This is a genomic window from Candidatus Allofournierella excrementigallinarum (genome assembly GCF_944388085.1).
Classification (GTDB): domain Bacteria; phylum Bacillota; class Clostridia; order Oscillospirales; family Ruminococcaceae; genus Allofournierella_A; species Allofournierella_A excrementigallinarum.
In genome coordinates, this window is sequence record NZ_CALXHK010000042.1 from 1 (window position 1) to 18,627 (window position 18,627).

15 protein-coding genes are annotated in these 18,627 nt (G+C 61.5%); 11 read left to right on the forward strand and 4 right to left on the reverse strand.

Annotated features, from left to right (window positions below):
- From ACH2AT_RS08370 to ACH2AT_RS08415, 10 genes are all read left to right on the forward strand, one after another.
- The coding region (locus ACH2AT_RS08370) for a lacto-N-biose phosphorylase central domain-containing protein (protein WP_394965154.1) at positions 1-843 on the forward strand (843 nt) is incomplete at its 5' end.
- Positions 844-968: 125 nt separating this feature from the next.
- Positions 969-1,910 (forward strand): carbohydrate ABC transporter permease, encoded by a 942-nt coding sequence (locus ACH2AT_RS08375; RefSeq protein ID WP_394965156.1) that lies wholly within the window; start codon positions 969-971, stop codon positions 1,908-1,910.
- 15 nt (positions 1,911-1,925) lie between these two features.
- Positions 1,926-2,801, forward strand: a complete 876-nt coding sequence (locus ACH2AT_RS08380; RefSeq protein ID WP_394965158.1) for a carbohydrate ABC transporter permease — start codon at positions 1,926-1,928, stop codon at positions 2,799-2,801.
- Between the two features lie 196 nt (positions 2,802-2,997).
- Entirely contained in the window at positions 2,998-5,472 is a 2,475-nt protein-coding gene (locus ACH2AT_RS08385) for an ATP-dependent helicase (protein ID WP_394965160.1), read from the forward strand.
- 15 nt (positions 5,473-5,487) lie between these two features.
- Positions 5,488-6,270: an FAD-dependent thymidylate synthase gene (gene thyX / locus ACH2AT_RS08390; RefSeq protein WP_394965162.1), complete on the forward strand. Its 783-nt coding sequence runs from the start codon at positions 5,488-5,490 to the stop codon at positions 6,268-6,270.
- Complete coding sequence (locus tag ACH2AT_RS08395) at positions 6,267-6,932, forward strand: dTMP kinase (protein ID WP_394965164.1); 666 nt, start codon at positions 6,267-6,269, stop codon at positions 6,930-6,932. The genes thyX and ACH2AT_RS08395 overlap by 4 nt, the downstream gene beginning before the upstream one ends.
- A complete protein-coding gene (locus ACH2AT_RS08400) occupies positions 6,929-7,825 on the forward strand; it encodes a DUF2156 domain-containing protein (RefSeq protein WP_394965166.1) in 897 nt (298 codons plus the stop codon). Before ACH2AT_RS08395 ends, ACH2AT_RS08400 begins: the two co-directional genes overlap by 4 nt.
- 38 nt (positions 7,826-7,863) lie before the next feature.
- Positions 7,864-8,691 carry a GNAT family N-acetyltransferase gene (locus tag ACH2AT_RS08405; protein ID WP_394965168.1) on the forward strand — a complete coding sequence of 276 codons (828 nt, stop codon included), beginning with the start codon at positions 7,864-7,866 and terminating at the stop codon, positions 8,689-8,691.
- A 26-nt stretch (positions 8,692-8,717) separates the two neighbouring features.
- Complete coding sequence (mltG, locus tag ACH2AT_RS08410) at positions 8,718-9,857, forward strand: endolytic transglycosylase MltG (protein WP_394965170.1); 1,140 nt, start codon at positions 8,718-8,720, stop codon at positions 9,855-9,857.
- 64 nt (positions 9,858-9,921) lie between these two features.
- Positions 9,922-11,154: a U32 family peptidase gene (locus tag ACH2AT_RS08415; RefSeq protein WP_394965172.1), complete on the forward strand. Its 1,233-nt coding sequence runs from the start codon at positions 9,922-9,924 to the stop codon at positions 11,152-11,154.
- Between the two features lie 116 nt (positions 11,155-11,270).
- On the opposite strand, the gene ACH2AT_RS08420 is transcribed toward ACH2AT_RS08415, so the two are convergent.
- The 4 genes from ACH2AT_RS08420 to rpsB all read right to left on the reverse strand — a co-directional run bounded on the left by ACH2AT_RS08420 (position 11,271) and on the right by rpsB (position 17,237).
- Positions 11,271-13,622, reverse strand: a complete 2,352-nt coding sequence (locus ACH2AT_RS08420; protein WP_394965174.1) for an ATP-dependent DNA helicase — start codon at positions 13,620-13,622, stop codon at positions 11,271-11,273.
- Between the two features lie 102 nt (positions 13,623-13,724).
- Entirely contained in the window at positions 13,725-14,792 is a 1,068-nt protein-coding gene (locus ACH2AT_RS08425) for a hypothetical protein (RefSeq protein WP_394965176.1), read from the reverse strand.
- A gap of 755 nt (positions 14,793-15,547) precedes the next feature.
- Entirely contained in the window at positions 15,548-16,462 is a 915-nt protein-coding gene (gene tsf / locus ACH2AT_RS08430; protein ID WP_394965178.1) for a translation elongation factor Ts, read from the reverse strand.
- Positions 16,463-16,505: 43 nt separating this feature from the next.
- The gene (gene rpsB, locus ACH2AT_RS08435) at positions 16,506-17,237 is read right to left on the reverse strand and encodes a 30S ribosomal protein S2 (protein WP_394965180.1); all 732 of its coding nucleotides are present in this window, start codon (positions 17,235-17,237) and stop codon (positions 16,506-16,508) included.
- Positions 17,238-17,694: 457 nt separating this feature from the next.
- Here rpsB and ACH2AT_RS08440 point away from each other — a divergent pair, with 457 nt between their 5' ends.
- Positions 17,695-18,453 carry a hypothetical protein gene (locus tag ACH2AT_RS08440; RefSeq protein ID WP_394965182.1) on the forward strand — a complete coding sequence of 253 codons (759 nt, stop codon included), beginning with the start codon at positions 17,695-17,697 and terminating at the stop codon, positions 18,451-18,453.
- Positions 18,454-18,627: the final 174 nt, after the last annotated feature.

The following is an 18,627-nucleotide window of genomic DNA, read 5'->3' on the forward strand; positions in this document are numbered from 1 at the left end:
GACAAGTACAACTGGGAGGAGCATCCCGGCCACTTCATCCTGGCGGACGTGAAAGGCGCGGTGGATTTCGGCGAAGGCAAAAAGAACATCTACGCGCTGGAAGGCGCCCAGGTGCTGGTGCAGAAGGACAGGGAAGTGCAGATGGCGGCCAACGAGTACGGTGCGGGCCGCGCGGTCTACATCAGCGGCCTGCCCTACAGCTTTGAGAACAGCCGCGTGCTCTACCGCAGCATCCTGTGGGCCAGCCACAGCGAGGGCGAGCTGCACAAGTGGTTCAGTTCCAACTATAATGTGGAAGTGTACGCCTATGTGAAGAACGGCAAGTACTGCGTGGTGAACAACACCTACGAGCCCCAGCACACCACCGTCTACACCGGCGAGGGCTCCGGCTTTGAACTGGATCTTGCGGCCAACGAGATCCGCAACCAGACCAAGGAAGGCTTCCGCTGGGGTTCCTTCGCCCTGCCCAACATCGCTGAGGGCGGCGACGGCGCCGAGAGCAACAACTACGGCGCCCAGTGCTTCGCCATCAACAAGGACACCCAGTACCCCAACGCCGCCTTCGCCCTCGTCGAGTGGCTGACCAGCGGCGAGTGGGACCAGAAGCTGGCTGACGAGACCATGGGCGTGCCCATGGCCAACGACGCCAACTGGCCTGAGGCTCTGTCCGACGCCAAGGCTGTGATCGACAGCACCACCCAGCGCCTGTCCTGGGCCGTGGATATGGAAAACGACGCCAATGTGAACGCTGCCATCAAGACCAACCTGGCTCTGATGATCAGCGGCCAGCTGGACGCCCAGGGCTTCGCTGATGCCTTTGGCGCGACCCAGAAGGGCGCGTGACCTGCGTCCTCCCAAAAGGAGATCATGCGGGGCGGCGGCAATGCCGCCGCCCCGCATTCATTTGAGCAAACGCAGCGCATGAACTGCGTTTGCTCCGTGTTAGTAAGAATGGAGGACAAAAAGCGATGGCAAAACAGAAGAAAAAGACCTCCCAAAGCCCACTGCGCAATCGGAACACGTCCATGCTGGTGCTCTTCCTTGCTCCGGCGACACTGCTGTATCTGATGGTTTTCCTGTATCCGTCGGTGCGCACTGTGGTGATGAGTTTCTTTAAGGTGGAAGGCGTCACCGATCCGGTCTCCGCCTGGCAGTTCAACGCAGGGAAGAACTACATCGACGCTTTCAACGACACGCTGTTCCGCTCGGCAATGACGAACCTGGGCAAGCTGTGGCTCATCGGCGGCGTGGCGGTCATGCTGCTGGCCCTGCTGTATGCGGTGGCACTGACCAGCGGCCTGCGGGCAAAGAGCTTCTTCCGCAGCGTCATCTACCTGCCGAACCTTGTGTCGGCGGTGGCCATGGGCACCATGTGGCTGTACTATGCGTTCAGCAAAGAGGACTACGGCCTGATGAACACCATCCTCGGCTGGTTCGGCGTGGACAACGTCATGTGGACGGACCCGGCACATAAGTTCTGGAGTATGCTCATCGCGTATTGTTTCGGCATGGTGGGCTATCACATGCTCATCTTTATGAGCGGCATTGAGCGCATCGGCAACGACTTCTATGAAGCCGCCACCATTGAGGGCGCCAATGTGTTCCAGAAATTCTTTTACATCACGCTGCCGCTGCTGCGCGGCTCCATCCGCACCAACCTGGTGATGTGGACTGTCTCCAGCGTGGGCTTCTTCATCTGGGGCCAGGTCTTCGACCCGGTCAACCTGTCCTCCCAGACGGTCATGCCGCTGAACTACATGTACGAACTGGTGTTCGGTTCTTCCAACGCGGCGCAGGCCGTGCGTAACTCCGGCATCGGCGCGGCCATCGGTGTGATGATGGCGGCCATCGTTGTGCTGGTGTTCACCTTGACCAACTTCATCGTCAAGAACGACGACGTCGAGCTGTAAGGAGAGGTGCGAAACATGGCTAAAACGAAAGAGAAAAAACTCCGCGAACCGTTCCGCATCAAAAAGGAGATCCCCCTGCTGCCCGGCTACATCATGTGCGTCGCCTGGGTGGTGTTTACCGTCATGCTGGTGGGCTGGGTCATGCTGGCCCCGCTTTCCACCAGCCGCGAGATCCTGGGCGGCCAGCTGTTTGAGTTCGCCTCCGGCTTCCATTGGGAGAACTACTCCAATGCCTGGAGCTCTCAGAAGGTGGGCGTGTTCTTCGTCAACTCGCTGATCTACACCGCCATCTCCTGCACCATCATCATCGTGGTGGCATCCCCGGCGGCCTATGTGCTCTCCCGCTTCCGGTTCCGGGGCAACATGTTCCTGCAGAACATGTTCGCCACCGCGCTGGGCATCCCGGTCATCATGATCATCATGCCTCTGTTTTCGGTCATCACCAGTCTCAAGCTGACCAACACCCGGGGCCTGATCATCTTCCTGTACATTGCGATGAATGTTCCGTTCACCATCTTCTTCATGCTTTCCTTCTTCCAGAACCTCTCCTTTACCTTTGAGGAGGCCGCCGCCATCGACGGCTGCAGCCCCATCAAGACCTTCTGGAAGATCATGTTCCCCCTGGCGCAGCCCGGCATCATCACCGTTACCATCTTCAACTTCATCACCATCTGGAACGAGTTCTTCATGTCCATGCTGTTTGCCAGCAAGTCGGCAGTCCGCCCCATCGCCGTGGGCTTGTACAACATGGTCAAGGGCATGCAGTACACCAACGACTACGGCGGCATGTTCGCCGCGGTGGTCATCGTGTTCGCGCCCACCTTCTTTTTGTACATCTTCCTGTCCGACAAGATCATCGCCGGCGTCACCGGCGGCGCCATCAAGGGCTGATGGTTCCATGATCCAAACGAAAAAGCGCGCGGCAGCCGCCGCGCGCTTTTTCGTTTGGCAAAATTTCGAGATATTGGGCGCGGCGGATTTTCTTTATCAAGAACTTGTGGTATAATGTTTGAAGCAACGCCGGGCGGCCCGCTTTAAAACAGGGCCCGCGCCGCTCAGAAAGATACTGTTCTTCGAGAGGGAATCTATGTCACAGGAACTTGACCGGGCTTTTGCGGCCCTTCGGGATAAATTTATCGAGAGCCGGTTTGAACGGCTGAACCAGACGCAGAAAGAAGCGGTGTTCTGCACCGAGGGCCCGCTGCTCATCCTGGCCGGCGCGGGCAGCGGCAAGACCACGGTGCTGGTGAACCGCATCGCCAACATCATCCGCTTCGGCCAGGCGCATCACTCCGAACGGCTGCCCCGGCCGGCAACGGAACAGGACCTGAAAAGCCTGGAAGCCGCCCTTGCAGGGCAGGATATCGCGCCTTCGCTTTGGCCGATGCTGCGTTTGGAGAACGCCCGCCCCTGGAACGTGCTGGCCATCACCTTCACCAACAAGGCGGCAGGGGAATTGAAAACCCGCCTTGCCGCCATGCTGGGGGAGACGGAGGGCGCGGACGTGAACGCCTCCACCTTCCACTCGGCCTGTGTGCGGATGCTCCGGCGCGACGCTGATAAACTGGGCTTTCCCAAAAGCTTTACCATCTATGACACCAGCGACCAGGAACGGGCAATGAAGGAAGTCTACAAGCAGCTGCTTGTGGACGACAAATTCCTGCCAGTGAGAAGCGCTCTGGGCCAGATCGGCCGCATGAAGGACCAGCTCATCAGCCCCGAAGAAGCGCTGGAAGCGCCCGCCAGCAACACCAAGGCGGTGCTGCTGGCCAAGGTGTACGCCGCCTATGCCAGACGGCTGAAAAGCGCCGGCGCGATGGATTTCGACGACCTGATTTATCATACCGTCCGCCTTCTGCAGCAATATGCAGACGTGCGGGAATACTATCAGCAGAAGTACCAGTATATCCTTGTAGACGAGTATCAGGACACCAGTGTGGCCCAGTTCCATCTGGTGCGCCTGCTCACCGGGCCGAAACAGAACGTCTGTGTGGTGGGCGACGATGACCAGAGCATCTACCGTTTCCGGGGCGCCACCATCGAGAACATCCTGAACTTCGAGCAGCATTTCCCCGGCGCAAAGGTCATCCGGCTGGAACAGAACTACCGTTCCACCTCCAACATCCTGAACGCGGCCAACTGCGTTATAAAAAACAACCAGGGCCGCAAGGGCAAGACCCTCTGGACAAACAACGGCGAGGGCGACAAGGTCCACTGCTACACCGCTGAGAATGAGCAGGACGAGGCCAGCCACATCGCTTCCATCATCGGCGGCCATCTGAAAGAGGGCGCCCGCCTGCGGGATCACGCTGTGCTCTACCGCATGAACGCCCAGTCCAGCCCCATCGAGACATACTTCGCCCGGGCGGGCATCCCATACAAGATCGTGGGCGGCCAGCGGTTCTATGACCGCAAGGAAGTCAAGGACATCCTTTCCTATATGTCCATCGTTGCCAACCCCGCCGACGACCTGCGCCTGCGCCGCATCATCAACGAGCCGGCCCGCAAGATCGGCGGCACCACGCTGGACAAGATGGCGGAGATCGCCTCCGGCCTCGGTGTCAGCCTGCTGGAAGTGTGCCATCACGCCGCCGACTACCCCACCATCAGCCGGGCGGCCGGGGCGCTGAACGGGTTCTGGAACATCTACCAAAAGCTGGTGGAGGCGGCGGACACCCTGCCGCTGGACGCTTTTGTCACCGAGATTTTGCAGATCACCGGTTACAAAAAGATGCTGGAGAACCTGGGTGATGAGGGCGAATCCCGCCTGGAGAACATCGGGCAGCTGATCTCCAGCGTCAAGACCTATGCCGACCAGAAGGGCCCGGAAGCCAGCCTTTCCGGCTTTTTGGAGGAAGCGGCCCTCATCTCCGACCTGGACAGCTACGACCAGGAGACCGACGTGGTGGTGCTGATGACCATGCACTCCGCCAAAGGCCTGGAGTTCGACCATGTGTTCATTGTGGGCATGGAGGAAGGGGTGTTTCCCAGCGAGCTCAGCCGCTTCTCGGAAGAGGACATGGAGGAGGAGCGCCGCCTGTGCTATGTGGGCATCACCCGTGCCCGCAAGGAATTGTACCTTTCCTGCAGCCAGAGCCGGATGATTTTCGGCCAGACCCGGCGCAACCGGCCCTCCCGTTTCCTGGAGGAGATCGACGCCGCCCTGCTGGACGAGAAGGCCAGCCCCACGGCGGCCCAGCGCAGCTTTGGCTTTGGCAGCTTCGGCGGCGCTTCGGCGGGTGTTCCGCCCCGGGGAAGCGTCACCGGCTGGACGCCCGGCGCCGGCGGCTGGAACCGCTCTCCTTCGGCAGGCTCCGCCGCGCCTGCCCGCACTGCGGGCTTCGGGCCAACGGTTGGCGTTGCGCCGCAGCCCCGGCCCGCCACCGGCAAAAAACCGGTGTTCAAGCCCGGCGACAAGGTGGAGCACAAGGTGTTTGGCCGGGGCGTGGTCCTCAAAGCCACTCCCGCCGCCGGCGACACCATTGTGGAAATTCAGTTTGAAAAGGCCGGCATCAAAAAGACCATGGCGAATTACGCCCCCCTCACGCTGGTGGAGGGCTGAGAAAGGAAGTTTTGTATGCTTCGAGTGTCCCTGATCGCCCACACCCCCGAACCTGAAAAGGTGGTGGCCGCCGCGGCAAAGCTGTGCTATTCCAGCGCCGGTGTGGACGATCTGCTGGCCGGCCTCACACCGGAAAAAAGCCGGGAATTCGTGGAAAAGCTTGCAAAGCTGGGCCATGAGAGCCCCATCGAGCATGCCAGCTTCACCTTTGCCATCGAAGGGGTCAGCCGCAGCCTGCTGGCCCAGATCACCCGCCACCGCATCGCCAGCTACAGCGTGCAAAGCCAGCGCTATGTGCGGCTGGACGAGTTCGAGTATGTCACTCCGCCAAAGATCGCCGCCGACCCCGAGGCCCTGGACGCCTTCCGGCAGGCAATGGAGCAGCAGGGCGAGGAATACCGGCGCATCGCGGCGCTGCTCAAGGACGGCCACATCCACCGTCTGATGCAGCAGGGGATGAGCGAAAAAGAGGCGTCCCGTAAAGCGGAAAAGCTTGCCATTGAGGATGCGCGTTTCGTGCTGCCCAACGCCTGCGACACAAAGATGATCGTTACCATGAACGCCCGCAGCCTGCACAACTTCTTCAGGCATCGCTGCTGCGCCCGCGCCCAGTGGGAGATCCGGGTGCTGGCGGATGAGATGCTGCGCCTTGTCTATCCCATCGCGCCGGCCCTGTTCGCCATGGCCGGCCCTTCCTGCGTGCGCGGAGCGTGCAGCGAAGGTTCTATGACCTGCGGCGAGGCCGCCGCCATGGGGAAGAAATACGCAGAACTGAAAGAGGAGGCATTGAGGCAGTGAACGGCAGACTGATCGTGATCGAAGGCCTGGACGGAAGCGGCAAAGCCACCCAGGCGGCCCGCCTGACCGATGCGCTGAACGCGCAGGGGAGAACTGTAAAGCAAATTTCCTTTCCGGACTATGCCAGCGATTCCTCGGCCCTCATCAAGATGTATCTGGGCGGCAAATTCGGCAGCCACCCGGGCGACGTGAACGCCTATGCCGCTTCCACCTTTTATTCGGTGGACCGCTACGCCAGCTACAAGACCGGCTGGGGCGGTTTTTACCGCCAGGGCGGTATCGTCGTCTCCGACCGCTACACCACCAGCAACGCGGTGCACCAGTGCTCCAAACTGCCAAGGGAGCAGTGGCCCGCTTTTCTGGATTGGCTGTTCGACTTTGAATATAATAAAATCGGCATCCCTGTGCCGGACCGCGTCGTCTACCTGGAGGCGGACCCCGCCGTCAGCCAGGGGCTGATGACCGCCCGCTACAAGGGTGACGAGAGCAAAAAAGACATTCACGAAAAGGACCTTGCCTACCTGGCCCGCAGCCATGAGGCGGCAGACTACTGCGCCCGCACGCTGGGATGGGTCAAGGTCCCCTGCACCGAGCGGGGGGCGATGCGCCCCATCGAGGCCATCCACGCCGACCTGCTCCAAGCGATCAAGGAGGTTTTATGATCGAATTCCATCCCATCACCATCGACGATTTCGCCTGGGCCGCGCCCATCATGCGTTCCAGCAACTACATGTGCTGCGGTTACTCCTTTGTGACCCAGTTCATGTGGAGCCATGCCTACAATACGCACATCGCCCAATACGACGGCTGGGTGCTCATCCGCAGCGATGTGGGCGACGCCTGCTACTATCTCTGGCCGGCCGGAAAGGGCGGCGACGAGCGCAAGGCCATCGAGGCGATGGAGCGGGACGCCGAGCGCATCGGCCGCCCCATGTATCTCTATTCGGTGACGCTGGAGGCCAAGACCCAGCTGGAGGAGTGGTATCCGGGCAGGTTCACCATCACCTCTGACCGGGCGGACTACGATTATATCTACGAGCAGGCCAACCTGGCCGAGCTGCCCGGGCGCCGGTTCCAGAAGAAACGGAACCATGTGTCTCGTTTTATCAGAGAGAACCCTGACTGGCAGTTCCATCCTCTCACCAAAGAGGACCTGCCGGCCATCCGCGCCTTCAACGACGCCTGGAGCCAGCTGTATGAAAACAAGGACAACCCCGGCATCCAGACCGAGCACACCTCCATCGAGCTGCTGTTCGATCACTTTGACAAGCTGGACCTGCGGGGCGGCTATGTCACGGCGGGCGGCCGCATCGTGGCGTTTTCCTTCGGCAGCCCCATCAACGACCGGGTGTTCGACACGCATGTGGAAAAGGCGCTCTACGATGTGACCGGCGCCTACAACATCATCAACCGGGAGATGGCCCGCAATGTCTGCGCCGGGTTCGACCTCATCAACCGGGAGGACGATGTGGGCGACGAGGGGCTGCGGGCGGCAAAGCTGTCCTACAACCCGGACATCATCGAGCCCAAGTATCTTGCGGCCCTGAACAAATGACCGGGGCGCTGTGCGCCGAAAAGGGAGGGAGAGCGGCCATGGACTGTGTGGCACGGCGGGAAGAATTTCCCGCGCTTGCGAAACTGTTTGTTGATTCCTTTGGAGGGACCGGGCGGTTTGCGATGTCGGTGCTGGAGGATTTCGCCGGAGAGGGGAACGTTTTTGCCGCCCGGCAGGACGGCGTGTGCACCGCGCTGCTTTGCGCCGTGCCGGTGACCCTCTGCGGACGGGAGGGAGCCTATTATTACGGCCTTACCACCCGCCAGAGCCAGCGGGGGACCGGCGTGATGACCGCTTTGATGGACGCCGCCGGGCAGGAACTGGCCCGCCGGGGCGCGGCATTTGCGGCGCTCATCCCCGCGAACGCGCCGCTGTTCGATTTTTACGCAAAGCGCGGCTTTGAAAAGGCCTTCTCAAAGCGGGTGCTGCGCCGGCCTGTCCGCAACAACCTGTGGGCCCAGGCGGAATTTGACACCGTCACCGCAAAGGGCTTGCAGCAGTTTCGCCGAAAGTATGCGCCGAATGCGGTGGAACTGAACGCCGCGGGCTACACTGCGGTGCTCACCGACCTTTACAGCCTGGGCGTTACCAGCGTGTGCTCCGACGAAGGGTACGGCCTTTTCTTCAAAAAGGGGAACGAAATGCGCTTCGTGGAGCTCTTTGCCGGGAGCGACCGCGCGGCCGTGGCCCTTTTGGAGGCTGCCCGCCAGAAGACCGGCGCCGAGGATGCGGTGCTGGAGCTGGGCGGGAGCCAGGCGCTCTTTTTGGGCGAAGGCGCAGCGCGGGATTACGGCATGATCCGCTTCTTTGACCAGCCGTTCGACGTGCGGGACGCGTATATGCGCCTGATGTTGGACGATGAATAAAAAACATACAAAGGTGGAAGTAAAACATGAACAACCAGCCACGGGAAAACAATGAACAGCGCCCGCGCCGCCGCAGGCGGGGGCCCAGCGGCTGCCTGATCGTGCTGCTGCTGTTTGTCGTGCTGCTGATCGGCGGCGGCATCTACGGCGCGTCGGTGATCGGCGAGATCACCGGCAAAAACGCCACCACCGAAGAAGTCACGGTGACGGTGGAGCAGGGCGAGGGCCCCACCACCATCGCGAACCGCCTCGCGGATGCCGGCGTTATCAAGCGCCCGCTGGTGTTCCGCTACTATCTGCGCTACAAAGGGGCGGCGGGCGGCCTGCAGTACGGCGAATTCACCCTGTGCAAGGGCGCAAGCTACGACGAGATCATCGAGACGATGAGCCAGTATGTCAAGCGGGACACCGTCACCATCACCTTCCCCGAGGGCCTCACCGCCCAGCGGATGGCCCAGTTGATGGAGGAAAACGGCCTGTGCACCGCCGAGGAGTTCCTGGCCTGCGCCAACGGCGAGGATGGTTCGGCTTTCAGCCAGTACGAGTTCTGGAACGAGATCCCCGACGACCCCGACATCTTCATGAAATGCGAGGGCTATCTCTTCCCCAACACCTACGAGTTCTTTCTGGACGATACGGTCTATAACTACGTGAACACCTTCTACGCCGAGTTTGACCGCCAGGTCACCCCGGAACTGCGCCAGCAGGCGGCGGACCAGGGCTTCACCCTGGAGGAGGCCATCACCCTGGCAAGCTTCGTGCAGGAGGAGGCGGGCAACGCCGAGGACGCCCATGTTTCCGCCGTGTTCCACAACCGGCTGGCGGAAGACTCGCCCTACCCCCGGCTGGAAAGCAACGTGAGCAGCTACGTCCAGAACCCGGACGACAACAACTATATCTACAACTGGATCGCCCCCTACTACGGCGGGTGGGACAACATCCCCGCCAACATCTACGCGGCCTACAACACCTATGAGAAGGAAGGCCTGCCCGCGGGTCCTGTCTCGAACCCCGGTATCGAGGCCATCAAGGCGGCGCTGAACCCCGACGAGGAATATCTGGCGGAAAAGTACTATTTCTTTGTCACCGACAAGAACGGAAAATACTACTACGCCAAGACCATCGGCGAGCACGAGCGCAACAAGAACATCGCGTTCTCACAATAAAGCGGCAGGCAGGGCGCTGAAAGCTTTCTTTCAGCGCCCTGCGCCATGAAAAGGAGAGAGGAACATGCTTCCTGTGCCGGAACTGCTGGCCCCCGCGGGAGACCTGGAACGGCTGGAATATGCTCTGCGCTATGGGGCGGACGCGGTGTATGCCGGCCTGCCTGAATTCGGCATGCGCTCCGCGCCCCGGAACTTCACTCCAGAGCAGCTGGCCGCGGGGGCGGCCCTCTGCCACGCCCGGGGCAAAAAGCTCTATCTGACCTTAAACACCCTGCCCACCAACGAAGAACTGAAGGAACTGCCAAATGCCATCCAGCAGGCCTGGGCCGCCGGCGTGGACGCCTTCATTGTGGCGGACCTGGGCGTGCTGTCTATGGTGAAACAATACGCCCCAAAGGCGGAGATACACCTTTCCACCCAGGCGGGCGTCACCAACTGGGCCGCCGCCCGCGCCGCCTGGGAACTGGGGGCAAAGCGGGTGGTGCTGGCAAGGGAACTCACTTTGCAGCAGATCGCCGAGATCCGTTCCAACACCCCTGAAGAGCTGGAACTGGAAGCCTTTGTCCACGGCGCCATGTGCATGAGCGTGTCGGGGCGGTGCCTGCTCAGCCAGTACCTTGCCGGGCGGGACGCCAACCGGGGCCAGTGCGCCCAGCCCTGCCGCTGGAAATACTACCTGATGGAAGAGACCCGCCCCGGCCAGTACATGGAGATAGGCGAAACGCCAGAGGGCAGCTATATCCTGAACGCCAACGACCTGTGCACCGCGCCCTTCATCGACCTGATCTGCGCCGCCGGCGTGGACAGCCTGAAAATTGAGGGCCGCGCCAAGACTTTTTACTACGTGGCCAGCGTCACCAGCGCTTATCGTCAGGCGCTGGACGCTTTTCTGGCCACCCCGCCGGGCGAGGAGTTCCTCTGCCCCGAGCGGGTGCTGGACGAGCTGGACCGCACCAGCCACCGCCGCTATTCTCCCGGCTTCTACTTCGGGCCGCAGAAGGCCCGGCAGGACGCCGGGACCGGCGGTTATGTGCGCAAATGGGAGTTCGTGGGCGTGGTGGAAAGCTGGCACGAAGGGCTGACCAAGTGCACCCAGCGGGGCAAGTTCACCCTGGGGGACGAGCTGGAAGCCCTGACCCCCACCGGCGAGGTGGTGCGCCTTTCTCCCGCATGGCTTCGCAACGCCGAATGTGAGAACATCACCAGCACCCCTCATCCCATGATGCTCTACACCATGCCCAGCGAAACGCCGCTGCCGCCCCACAGCCTCCTGCGCAAGCGGCTGACGGAAGGATGAGGCCCGCCGCCGCGGGCGGAAATGTGAACTTTTCAAATCTGCGGCGGAGCGTGCCGAAAAAATGAGCGCATAAAAACAGGCGCGAAAGCTCAAACCAGCTTTCGCGCCTGTTTTGGCTATTCCGCACTCTGCTCGTCCGCGCCCCAGAAGGCGGCAAGCTGCCCTTCCAGCTCCTTTGGGGCATGCAGGTAGCGGCAGTGCCGCCAGTGCGCGGGGAAAAGCTGCCGGTAGCCTGCGGCGGCGAACCGGTCGTCGATGAGCAGCACCACGCCCTTGTCATCGGCAGTGCGGATGACCCGGCCCGCGGCCTGCAAGACCTTGTTGAAACCGGGGAAGCGATAGGCGTAATCGAAGCCGCCGCCCCGGGTCTGGTCAAAATAGTGGCGCAGCATCTCCTGCCGCGGCCCCACCTGGGGCAGCCCCACCCCCACGATGGCCGCGCCGATGAGCCGCTGGCCCACCAGATCCACCCCTTCGCCGAACACGCCGCCCAGCACCCCGAACCCCAGCAGTGCTTCGCTGGGGGTGAAGCGGGCGAGAAACGCTTCCCGGGCAGCCTCGTCCATGCCCGCCTCCTGCACCAGCGTCTCCACCTCCGGGAACAGGCGGCAAAAGGTTTCGTGCACCTGGGAAAGATAGCTGTAACTGGGGAAAAACGCCATGTAGTTTCCTTTGCGCCCGGCTGCCATGGCGTGCAGGTAACGAGCGATGGGCTCCAGGCTTTCTTGCCGGTCTTTGTAGCGGGTGCTCACATCGGCGGCGCAGAAAAGCCCCAGCCTTGCCGGGTCGAAAGGGCTGGGCAGGGCCGCAGTCTTTGCCCCGGTGCAGCCCAGGATGTCTTTGAAATAGCCGGCGGGGGAAAGGGTGGCGCTGAACAGCACCGCGCCCCGCCCTTTTGCAAGGCTGGCGTCCACGAAGGCGCTGGGGTCAAGGCACAGCTGCCACACCCGCACCTCGCTGCCGCCGGCGCTCACCTGGGTCACAAAGTGGCCGTCATACCACTCCGCCACCCGCAGATACTGCCGCAGTTCAAAATAAAGGTCCAGCATCGTGTCGTGGGCTTCGCCCTCCCGGTGCTCCTCCAGCCACTCCTCCATCGGGCCGGTGACCCGGCTCACACAGCGGTCGAATTCGGTGAGGGCGGGGGCGGAAAAGAAGGTGCGCCCCGGCTTTCCTTCACATTGATGGCGCAGGTCGATGAACGCGCGGTTGAGCCGGTTCAACGCGGTCTTGAGCTTGCCGCGGCCTTTGCCCAGCAGCTTGGAGCAGCGGAACACCTCGCTTTTGCAAAGGCCCGCCGAGTGCATGTCCCGGGCGCGGTCGGGCAGGTTGTGGGCCTCGTCCACCAGAAACAGGTGGTCGCCGCCCGCCTCAAAAAAGCGCTTCAGGTTCACCACCGGGTCGAACAGATAGTTGTAGTCGCCCACGATGACGTCGCACCAGAGGGAAATGTCCAGCCCGAATTCGAAGGGGCAGAGCTGGAAGCGCCGGGCCAGTTCTTCCAGTTTGGCGCGGGTGAAGTCGTCCTCGTCCAGCGCCTGCCACAGCGCGTCCCGCAGGCGGTCATAGTAGCCCCGGGCGTAGGGGCAGGCGTCCGGCGTGCACTCCCGCTTTTCCAGAAGGCACACCTTATCCTTTGCGGTAAGGGTGATGCTTTTTAAGCGAAGTTCCGGCTGGCTTTGACGCAGGCGGGCCAGCGCGCTTTCGGCGGCGGTGCGGGCGGTGGTGCGGGCGGTAAGGTAAAAAATGCGCCCGTCGCACCCTTCGCCCATGGCTTTGAGAGCGGGGAACAGGGTGCTCATGGTCTTGCCGATGCCGGTGGGCGCCTGGCAGAGCAGGCGCTGGCCGTCCCGCAGGGTGCGGTAGACCCCTGCCGCCATGGCCCGCTGGCCGCCGCGGTATTCCGCAAAGGGGAAGCGGAGGGCCAGCAGGCTTTCGGTGCGCTGGTCCTGCCAGCTTTGGGCCCGCTTGGCCCAGGGGGCGTACCGGGCCAGCAGCTCCTGCACGAAGTCATCCAGTTCTATGGCGGTGAAGCGCCGGGAAAAGCGCACGATCTGCTCTTCGTCCACCTGAAAATAGGTCAGGCGCACGCAGATTTCTTCGAGACCCTGCTGCCGCGCCCAGATGGCGGCATACACCTGCCCCTGGGCCCAGTGCACAGGCTGTATGTCCTCGGCGATCTCTTCCAGCGGCACGGTCACGGTCTTTATCTCGTCCACGGTGACCAGCCCATCCACGGTGAAGATGCCGTCGGCACGTCCGTCGATGAGGTAGTCTACGCCTTCCACGGTGTATTCCTGCTTCAGATAGACCTCCGCGTCGTAGCCTTTGCCTGCGGCACGCTGGAGACGGCGATGGATGCGCGCGCCTTCCGCCGCCCGGTCAAATCCGGAAAAACGGCTGTCGATGCTGCCGGCCTGCAAAAGGAATTCCACCAGCTGCCGCACCGAAAGATGCACCTGCGCCACGCGCGCCGCCTCCTTGCAAAAAAGTTCCCGGAGGCAAAAGCCCTTGCCTCCGGGAACCATTGTACCACAAACCGCCCGCGGCTGCACGAAAAGATGGACGATTCACAGCCCCAGCTGGGCCTGCAGTTCCTCCGCCGCCCGGTCCACCGCCGAAAAGTCGATGGCCGCGCCGTAAAGCTTTTCCATGGCGTCGTGGCTGGTTTTGGCCTCCCGCTGCATGGCGCTGGCCTGCCCCAGCAGCTCGGCGGCGGCGCGCCGGTTGAAGCGCAGGCGCTTTTTGCGGCAGCGCAGCTTGGACCTATCCTCAAAGCGGCGGCAGTGGATGTTCTTCTGGCCCGCAAATTCCATCGGATGCCAGCTGTTGGAGGTGAGGAAGGCCAGCCGCAGCGCCGGGATGAACAGATGTTCGATCTCGCCGCCGCCCAGCGGGCAGGGGCAGCTGATGATGCTGCATCCGCGGCGCAGAGCCTGGCGGCGCAGTTCGTCCAGAATGAGGCGGCTGCACAGGCCGTATTCGTCGTGAAGCACCACAAGGGTGTCTGCCAGGGCGGGGATGGTGTTGTAGAAGGTGAGGATGCCTTTGGGCGTTACGGCGCTGAGCAGGCGCACCTGCTCGATGCCCTCGCTCTCGCCCCGGGGCAGATAGCGCAGCGCCAGCCGGGATGCGAAGGCCGCCGCCTTGGCGGTGTCGGTGGACCAGGCGGCGGTGGCGCGGCTGTCCGCCAGAAGCTTCGCGGCTCCGGCGATGTAGCTGCCCGCCCGCTCCTGCAATGCCTTGCAGCGCATCGAAAGGCGCAGGATCTGGCCGCGGTTTTCGGCGAGGCGCGCCACGTCCATCGTGTGATACAGGCTCACCATCCGCTCCTGTGCGCCGGGGCAGACGGGTTCCAGCGCGTGCGGCGGCGTCGCGTCCACCACGGCGGCCCGGGGCTGTTCCAGAATGACGCCGTCCAGGCTGTCCGGGTCGGAGGAGCAGTGGATGCGCTGCACCGGAAACGGCGAGGCCCCGGCAATTTTGCGCATCATGGTGCTTTTGCCGCAGCCGGGCCCGCTTTTGATGAGGTACATCTGCCGGCCCGGCTCGTGGCACAAACGGTCAAAATAGCCGCAGAAGCCGTGCGGCCCCAGCGCGCCCAAATAAAAATCCACGTTCGCGGTTTGATTGTTCACAAGAAACCACCCCTTTCGTTAGTCCATGGTATGCAAAAAGCAAAACAGCCGCCACACTGCGAGCCGTTTTTTCCCAAAAAAGGGGTAGAATCAGGGCAGGAACGGCAAAGGGGGAGAGGGAAATGATGATGCGGTGCATGGTGGTGCTGCTTTTTGTGGTGGTTTTTGTAGCGCTGTGCTGCTTTCACGTGAGCGGCCAGGACTGACAGATAAAATCAAAAAGGGCAGCCACGCGCCGCGTCTTGTACGAGCCTTGTGATGCCCTTGTGGAGTTTAAAATGTCCAGTTTTTCCTGCGGGGAAAGTGGAGGAAAATAGGGATAAAAAAGAGAGAACAGCATCGGAAACGATGCCATTCTCTCTCTTTTGTGTGGGGTTATGCCGCGTGGGACTCTGCTTATCCCGCTCACTCTCCCGACGGGAGAACGAGAGACGAAAGCAGGTTAACGCCCACGGGCAGCACATGCTGCACGCTGTCCGAAGCCTCCAAACGCCCTTGTGGAGCCAATTTCGGGGGTGCGGGACTCTTGCTGTTTCTCACGTACACACCTGCAAAAAACGGTGTGCGTTTGTGAAGGGTATGTGGGAAAAGTTGGAGGGAACGGGGCGATATCGCCCCGTTCCCTCTGTGTTTTCTCCTGTGCGCAAGAACCGTGTCCCGTCTACTGGTCCCTATGAGGGGCTACAAGATTCGCCTGTTTTGGACATTTTAGACGTTCGTTTTGGAAAAGTTAGCAGTATGTTTATAAGGGCGGATCACTTCACCATGCCGGCAACTTCGCTGGCGAAATCGTCCACGCGCTTCTCCAGGCCTTCGCCCTTCTCGTAGCGCACGAACTTGACGATTTTGATGTCGCCGCCCAGCTCCTTGGCCACCTTGTCGGTGTACTTGGCGATGGTCAGCTCAGGGTCCTTGACGAACTCCTGATCCACCAGGCAGTTCTCCTTGTAGAACTTGCCGATGCGGCCCATGACCATCTTCTCCTTGATGGCGTCGGGCTTGTTGGCGTTCTTGGGATCGTTGGCGATCTGAGCCAGCAGGATCTCCTTCTCCTTGTCCAGCACTTCGGCGGGAACTTCGCTCTCGCACAGGTAGCTGGGGTTGGCGGCGGCGATCTGCATGGCCACGTCATGGCCGTAAGCGGCAAAAGCGGGGTTCGCGGCCACCTCGGGGGTGGTCTCGAAGTTCACCAGCACGGCATGGGTGCCGCCGGCATGGATGTAAGCGGAGCAGATACCCTCATAGCGCACAAAGCGGCGGATCTTGATGTTCTCGCCGATGACCAGGATCTTGTCCTTCAGGGCAGCCTCAACGGTGTCGCTGCCCATCTTGCAGGCCAGCAGAGCGTCCACGTCGGCGGGGTTCTGCTCGATCACAACGGCGGCCACATCCTTCACAAAGGTCTGGAACATCTCGTTCTTTGCCACGAAGTCGGTCTCGGCGTTGACTTCCAGAACGACGCCCACATCGCCCTCGACAGTGGCGTAGACCATGCCCTCGGCGGCGATGCGGCCAGCCTTCTTCTGGGCGGCGGCCAGGCCCTTCTCACGCAGGTATTCAACAGCCTTGTCGAAGTCGCCGCCAGCCTCGGTCAGCGCCTTCTTGCAGTCCATCATGCCGCAGCCGGTCTGCTCACGCAGATTCTTAACGTCTTGAGCGGTAAAAGCCATTTTGATAATCCCCTTTCTGTTTGTTCCTTAAGGTCGGTGTCTCTCAGGCTTCGGCAGCCTCAGCCTCGGTCTCCTCGGCGGGAGCGTCCTGCTGGCCCTGACGGCCCTCCAGAACAGCATCGGCCATAGCGCCGGCGATCAGCTTAACGGCACGGATGGCGTCGTCGTTGCCGGGGATGACGTAGTCGATCTCGTCGGGGTTGCAGTTGGTGTCCACGATGGCCACGATGGGGATGTGCAGCTTGCGGGCCTCGGAAACGGCGATGCGCTCCTTGTGGGGGTCAACGATGAACATAGCCTTGGGCAGGCCGTGCATCTCTTTCACGCCGCCCAGGAACTTCTCCAGCTTCTCGATCTCCAGCTCCAGCTTGGCAACTTCCTTCTTGGGCAGCAGATCAAAGGTGCCGTCCTCGCTCATCTGGCGCAGCTGCTCCAGGCGGTCGATGCGCTTGCGGATGGTGCGGAAGTTGGTGAGCATGCCGCCCAGCCAGCGGGCGTTCACATAGTGCATGCCGCAGCGGGTAGCCTCGTCGCGGATGGACTCCTGAGCCTGCTTCTTGGTGCCGACGAACAGGATCTCGCCGCCGTTGGCCGCCACTTCACGCACGAAGTTGTAGGCCTCGTCCAGCTTCTTCACGGTCTTCTGCAGGTCGATGATGTAGATGCCGTTGCGCTCGGTGAAGATGTACTTCGCCATCTTGGGGTTCCAGCGGCGGGTCTGATGACCGAAATGCACGCCGGCTTCCAGAAGCTGCTTCATAGATACTACTGCCATTGTCAAATCCTCCAATAAAATTGTTTTTCCTCCGCATTGCCTGCATGCTTTTCAACCCTTGCGGGCACAAAAAAGCAAAGCAATGCGTGCGTAGTGCCGATATAGTATACCACAAGAAAAGGTCGATTACAAGCGGTTTTTTCGCTTTTGAGCCCGCTTTTTCAGTTTTCCAGTGCGAGGCCCCGAGTAGATCCAGCCGGAACACGCAGGTGGCCAGCGAGGCCGGTGAGGGAAAGGGCCGCACAGACGGCGGCCAGTTTTTCCCGAACGCCCCGGCCTCTCTGCGGTTCGTTCCGTTTTTCTTCGTTCATGTTTCTCTCACCTTCCCCTCGCGGGAAAACTGTAGCATATTGTACCCTTTGGCAGGATTTTGTCAAGTGCGGCCAAAGCCCTTGAAGGCGGCTTTCGCTTTTGCTATACTGGATGAAAATGCTGGTAAAGGGGCGTGGGCAAGAGCATGTACATACAATATTATAAAGAGCGCAGCGAATTCCTCAAGCGGGAGATGGAGTTCAAGACCTACGGCCACGGCGGCCCGGTGTGCCTTGCGTTCAGCTGCGAGGGCGGCCGCTTTTTTGACTGGGAAGACCGGGGCCTTGTGAACGCGCTGGGCTTTTTGATCGACGCGGGGCGGCTGCGCCTTGCCTGCGCCGACAGCATCGACGGTGAAAGCTGGCTGGCAGAGGGCGAGGGCCGGGCCCGGGCCGAAATGCAGGAGCGCTGGTTCTGCTGGCTCACCCGTGAGCTCGCGCCCCATGTGCGGGAGGCGTGCGGCTTGTCAAAAGGCGAAAAACTGCTGACCGCTGGCGTCAGCCTGGGGGCAGGCCACGCGGCAAACTTCTATCTTCGCCGCCCCGACCTCTTCTGCGGCGCGGTGTGCCTCTCCGGCAGCTACACCGCCCGCGGCTGGTTCGGCGGCTATGCCGACGACCTGACTTTGCGCAACAGCCCGGCGGACTATCTACGCCTGGTAAGTGCCGCCCGCCTGAAGGAATTCACCGGCCCTTTCCTGCTTTGCTGCGGGCAGGGCCCCTATGAGGGCGGCTTCCTCGCCGAGACCCGCGCCTTTGAGGCTGCCCTGGCCGCAAAGCCGCTGCCTGCAAGGGCCGATCTCTGGGGAACGGACGTGAGCCACGACTGGCCCTGGTGGCAGAAGGAACTGGCCGTGCTCTTCCCCCGCATGCTGGACGCTCTGGCTGCAATGAAGGCCGAATAAGACCTTTGGCGGCGGTGCAGGATACCCTGCACCACCCTTTTTGTGTTCCGAAAACCACTCGCTAGGCGAGTGGTTCGAAAAAAGACTAATGTCGATTATGATGGAATAAAAACTCCCTTTGCTATAATAGGAGTGCGGTCTGCCAACTGCACAAACAAGCAAAGGGAGGTCATT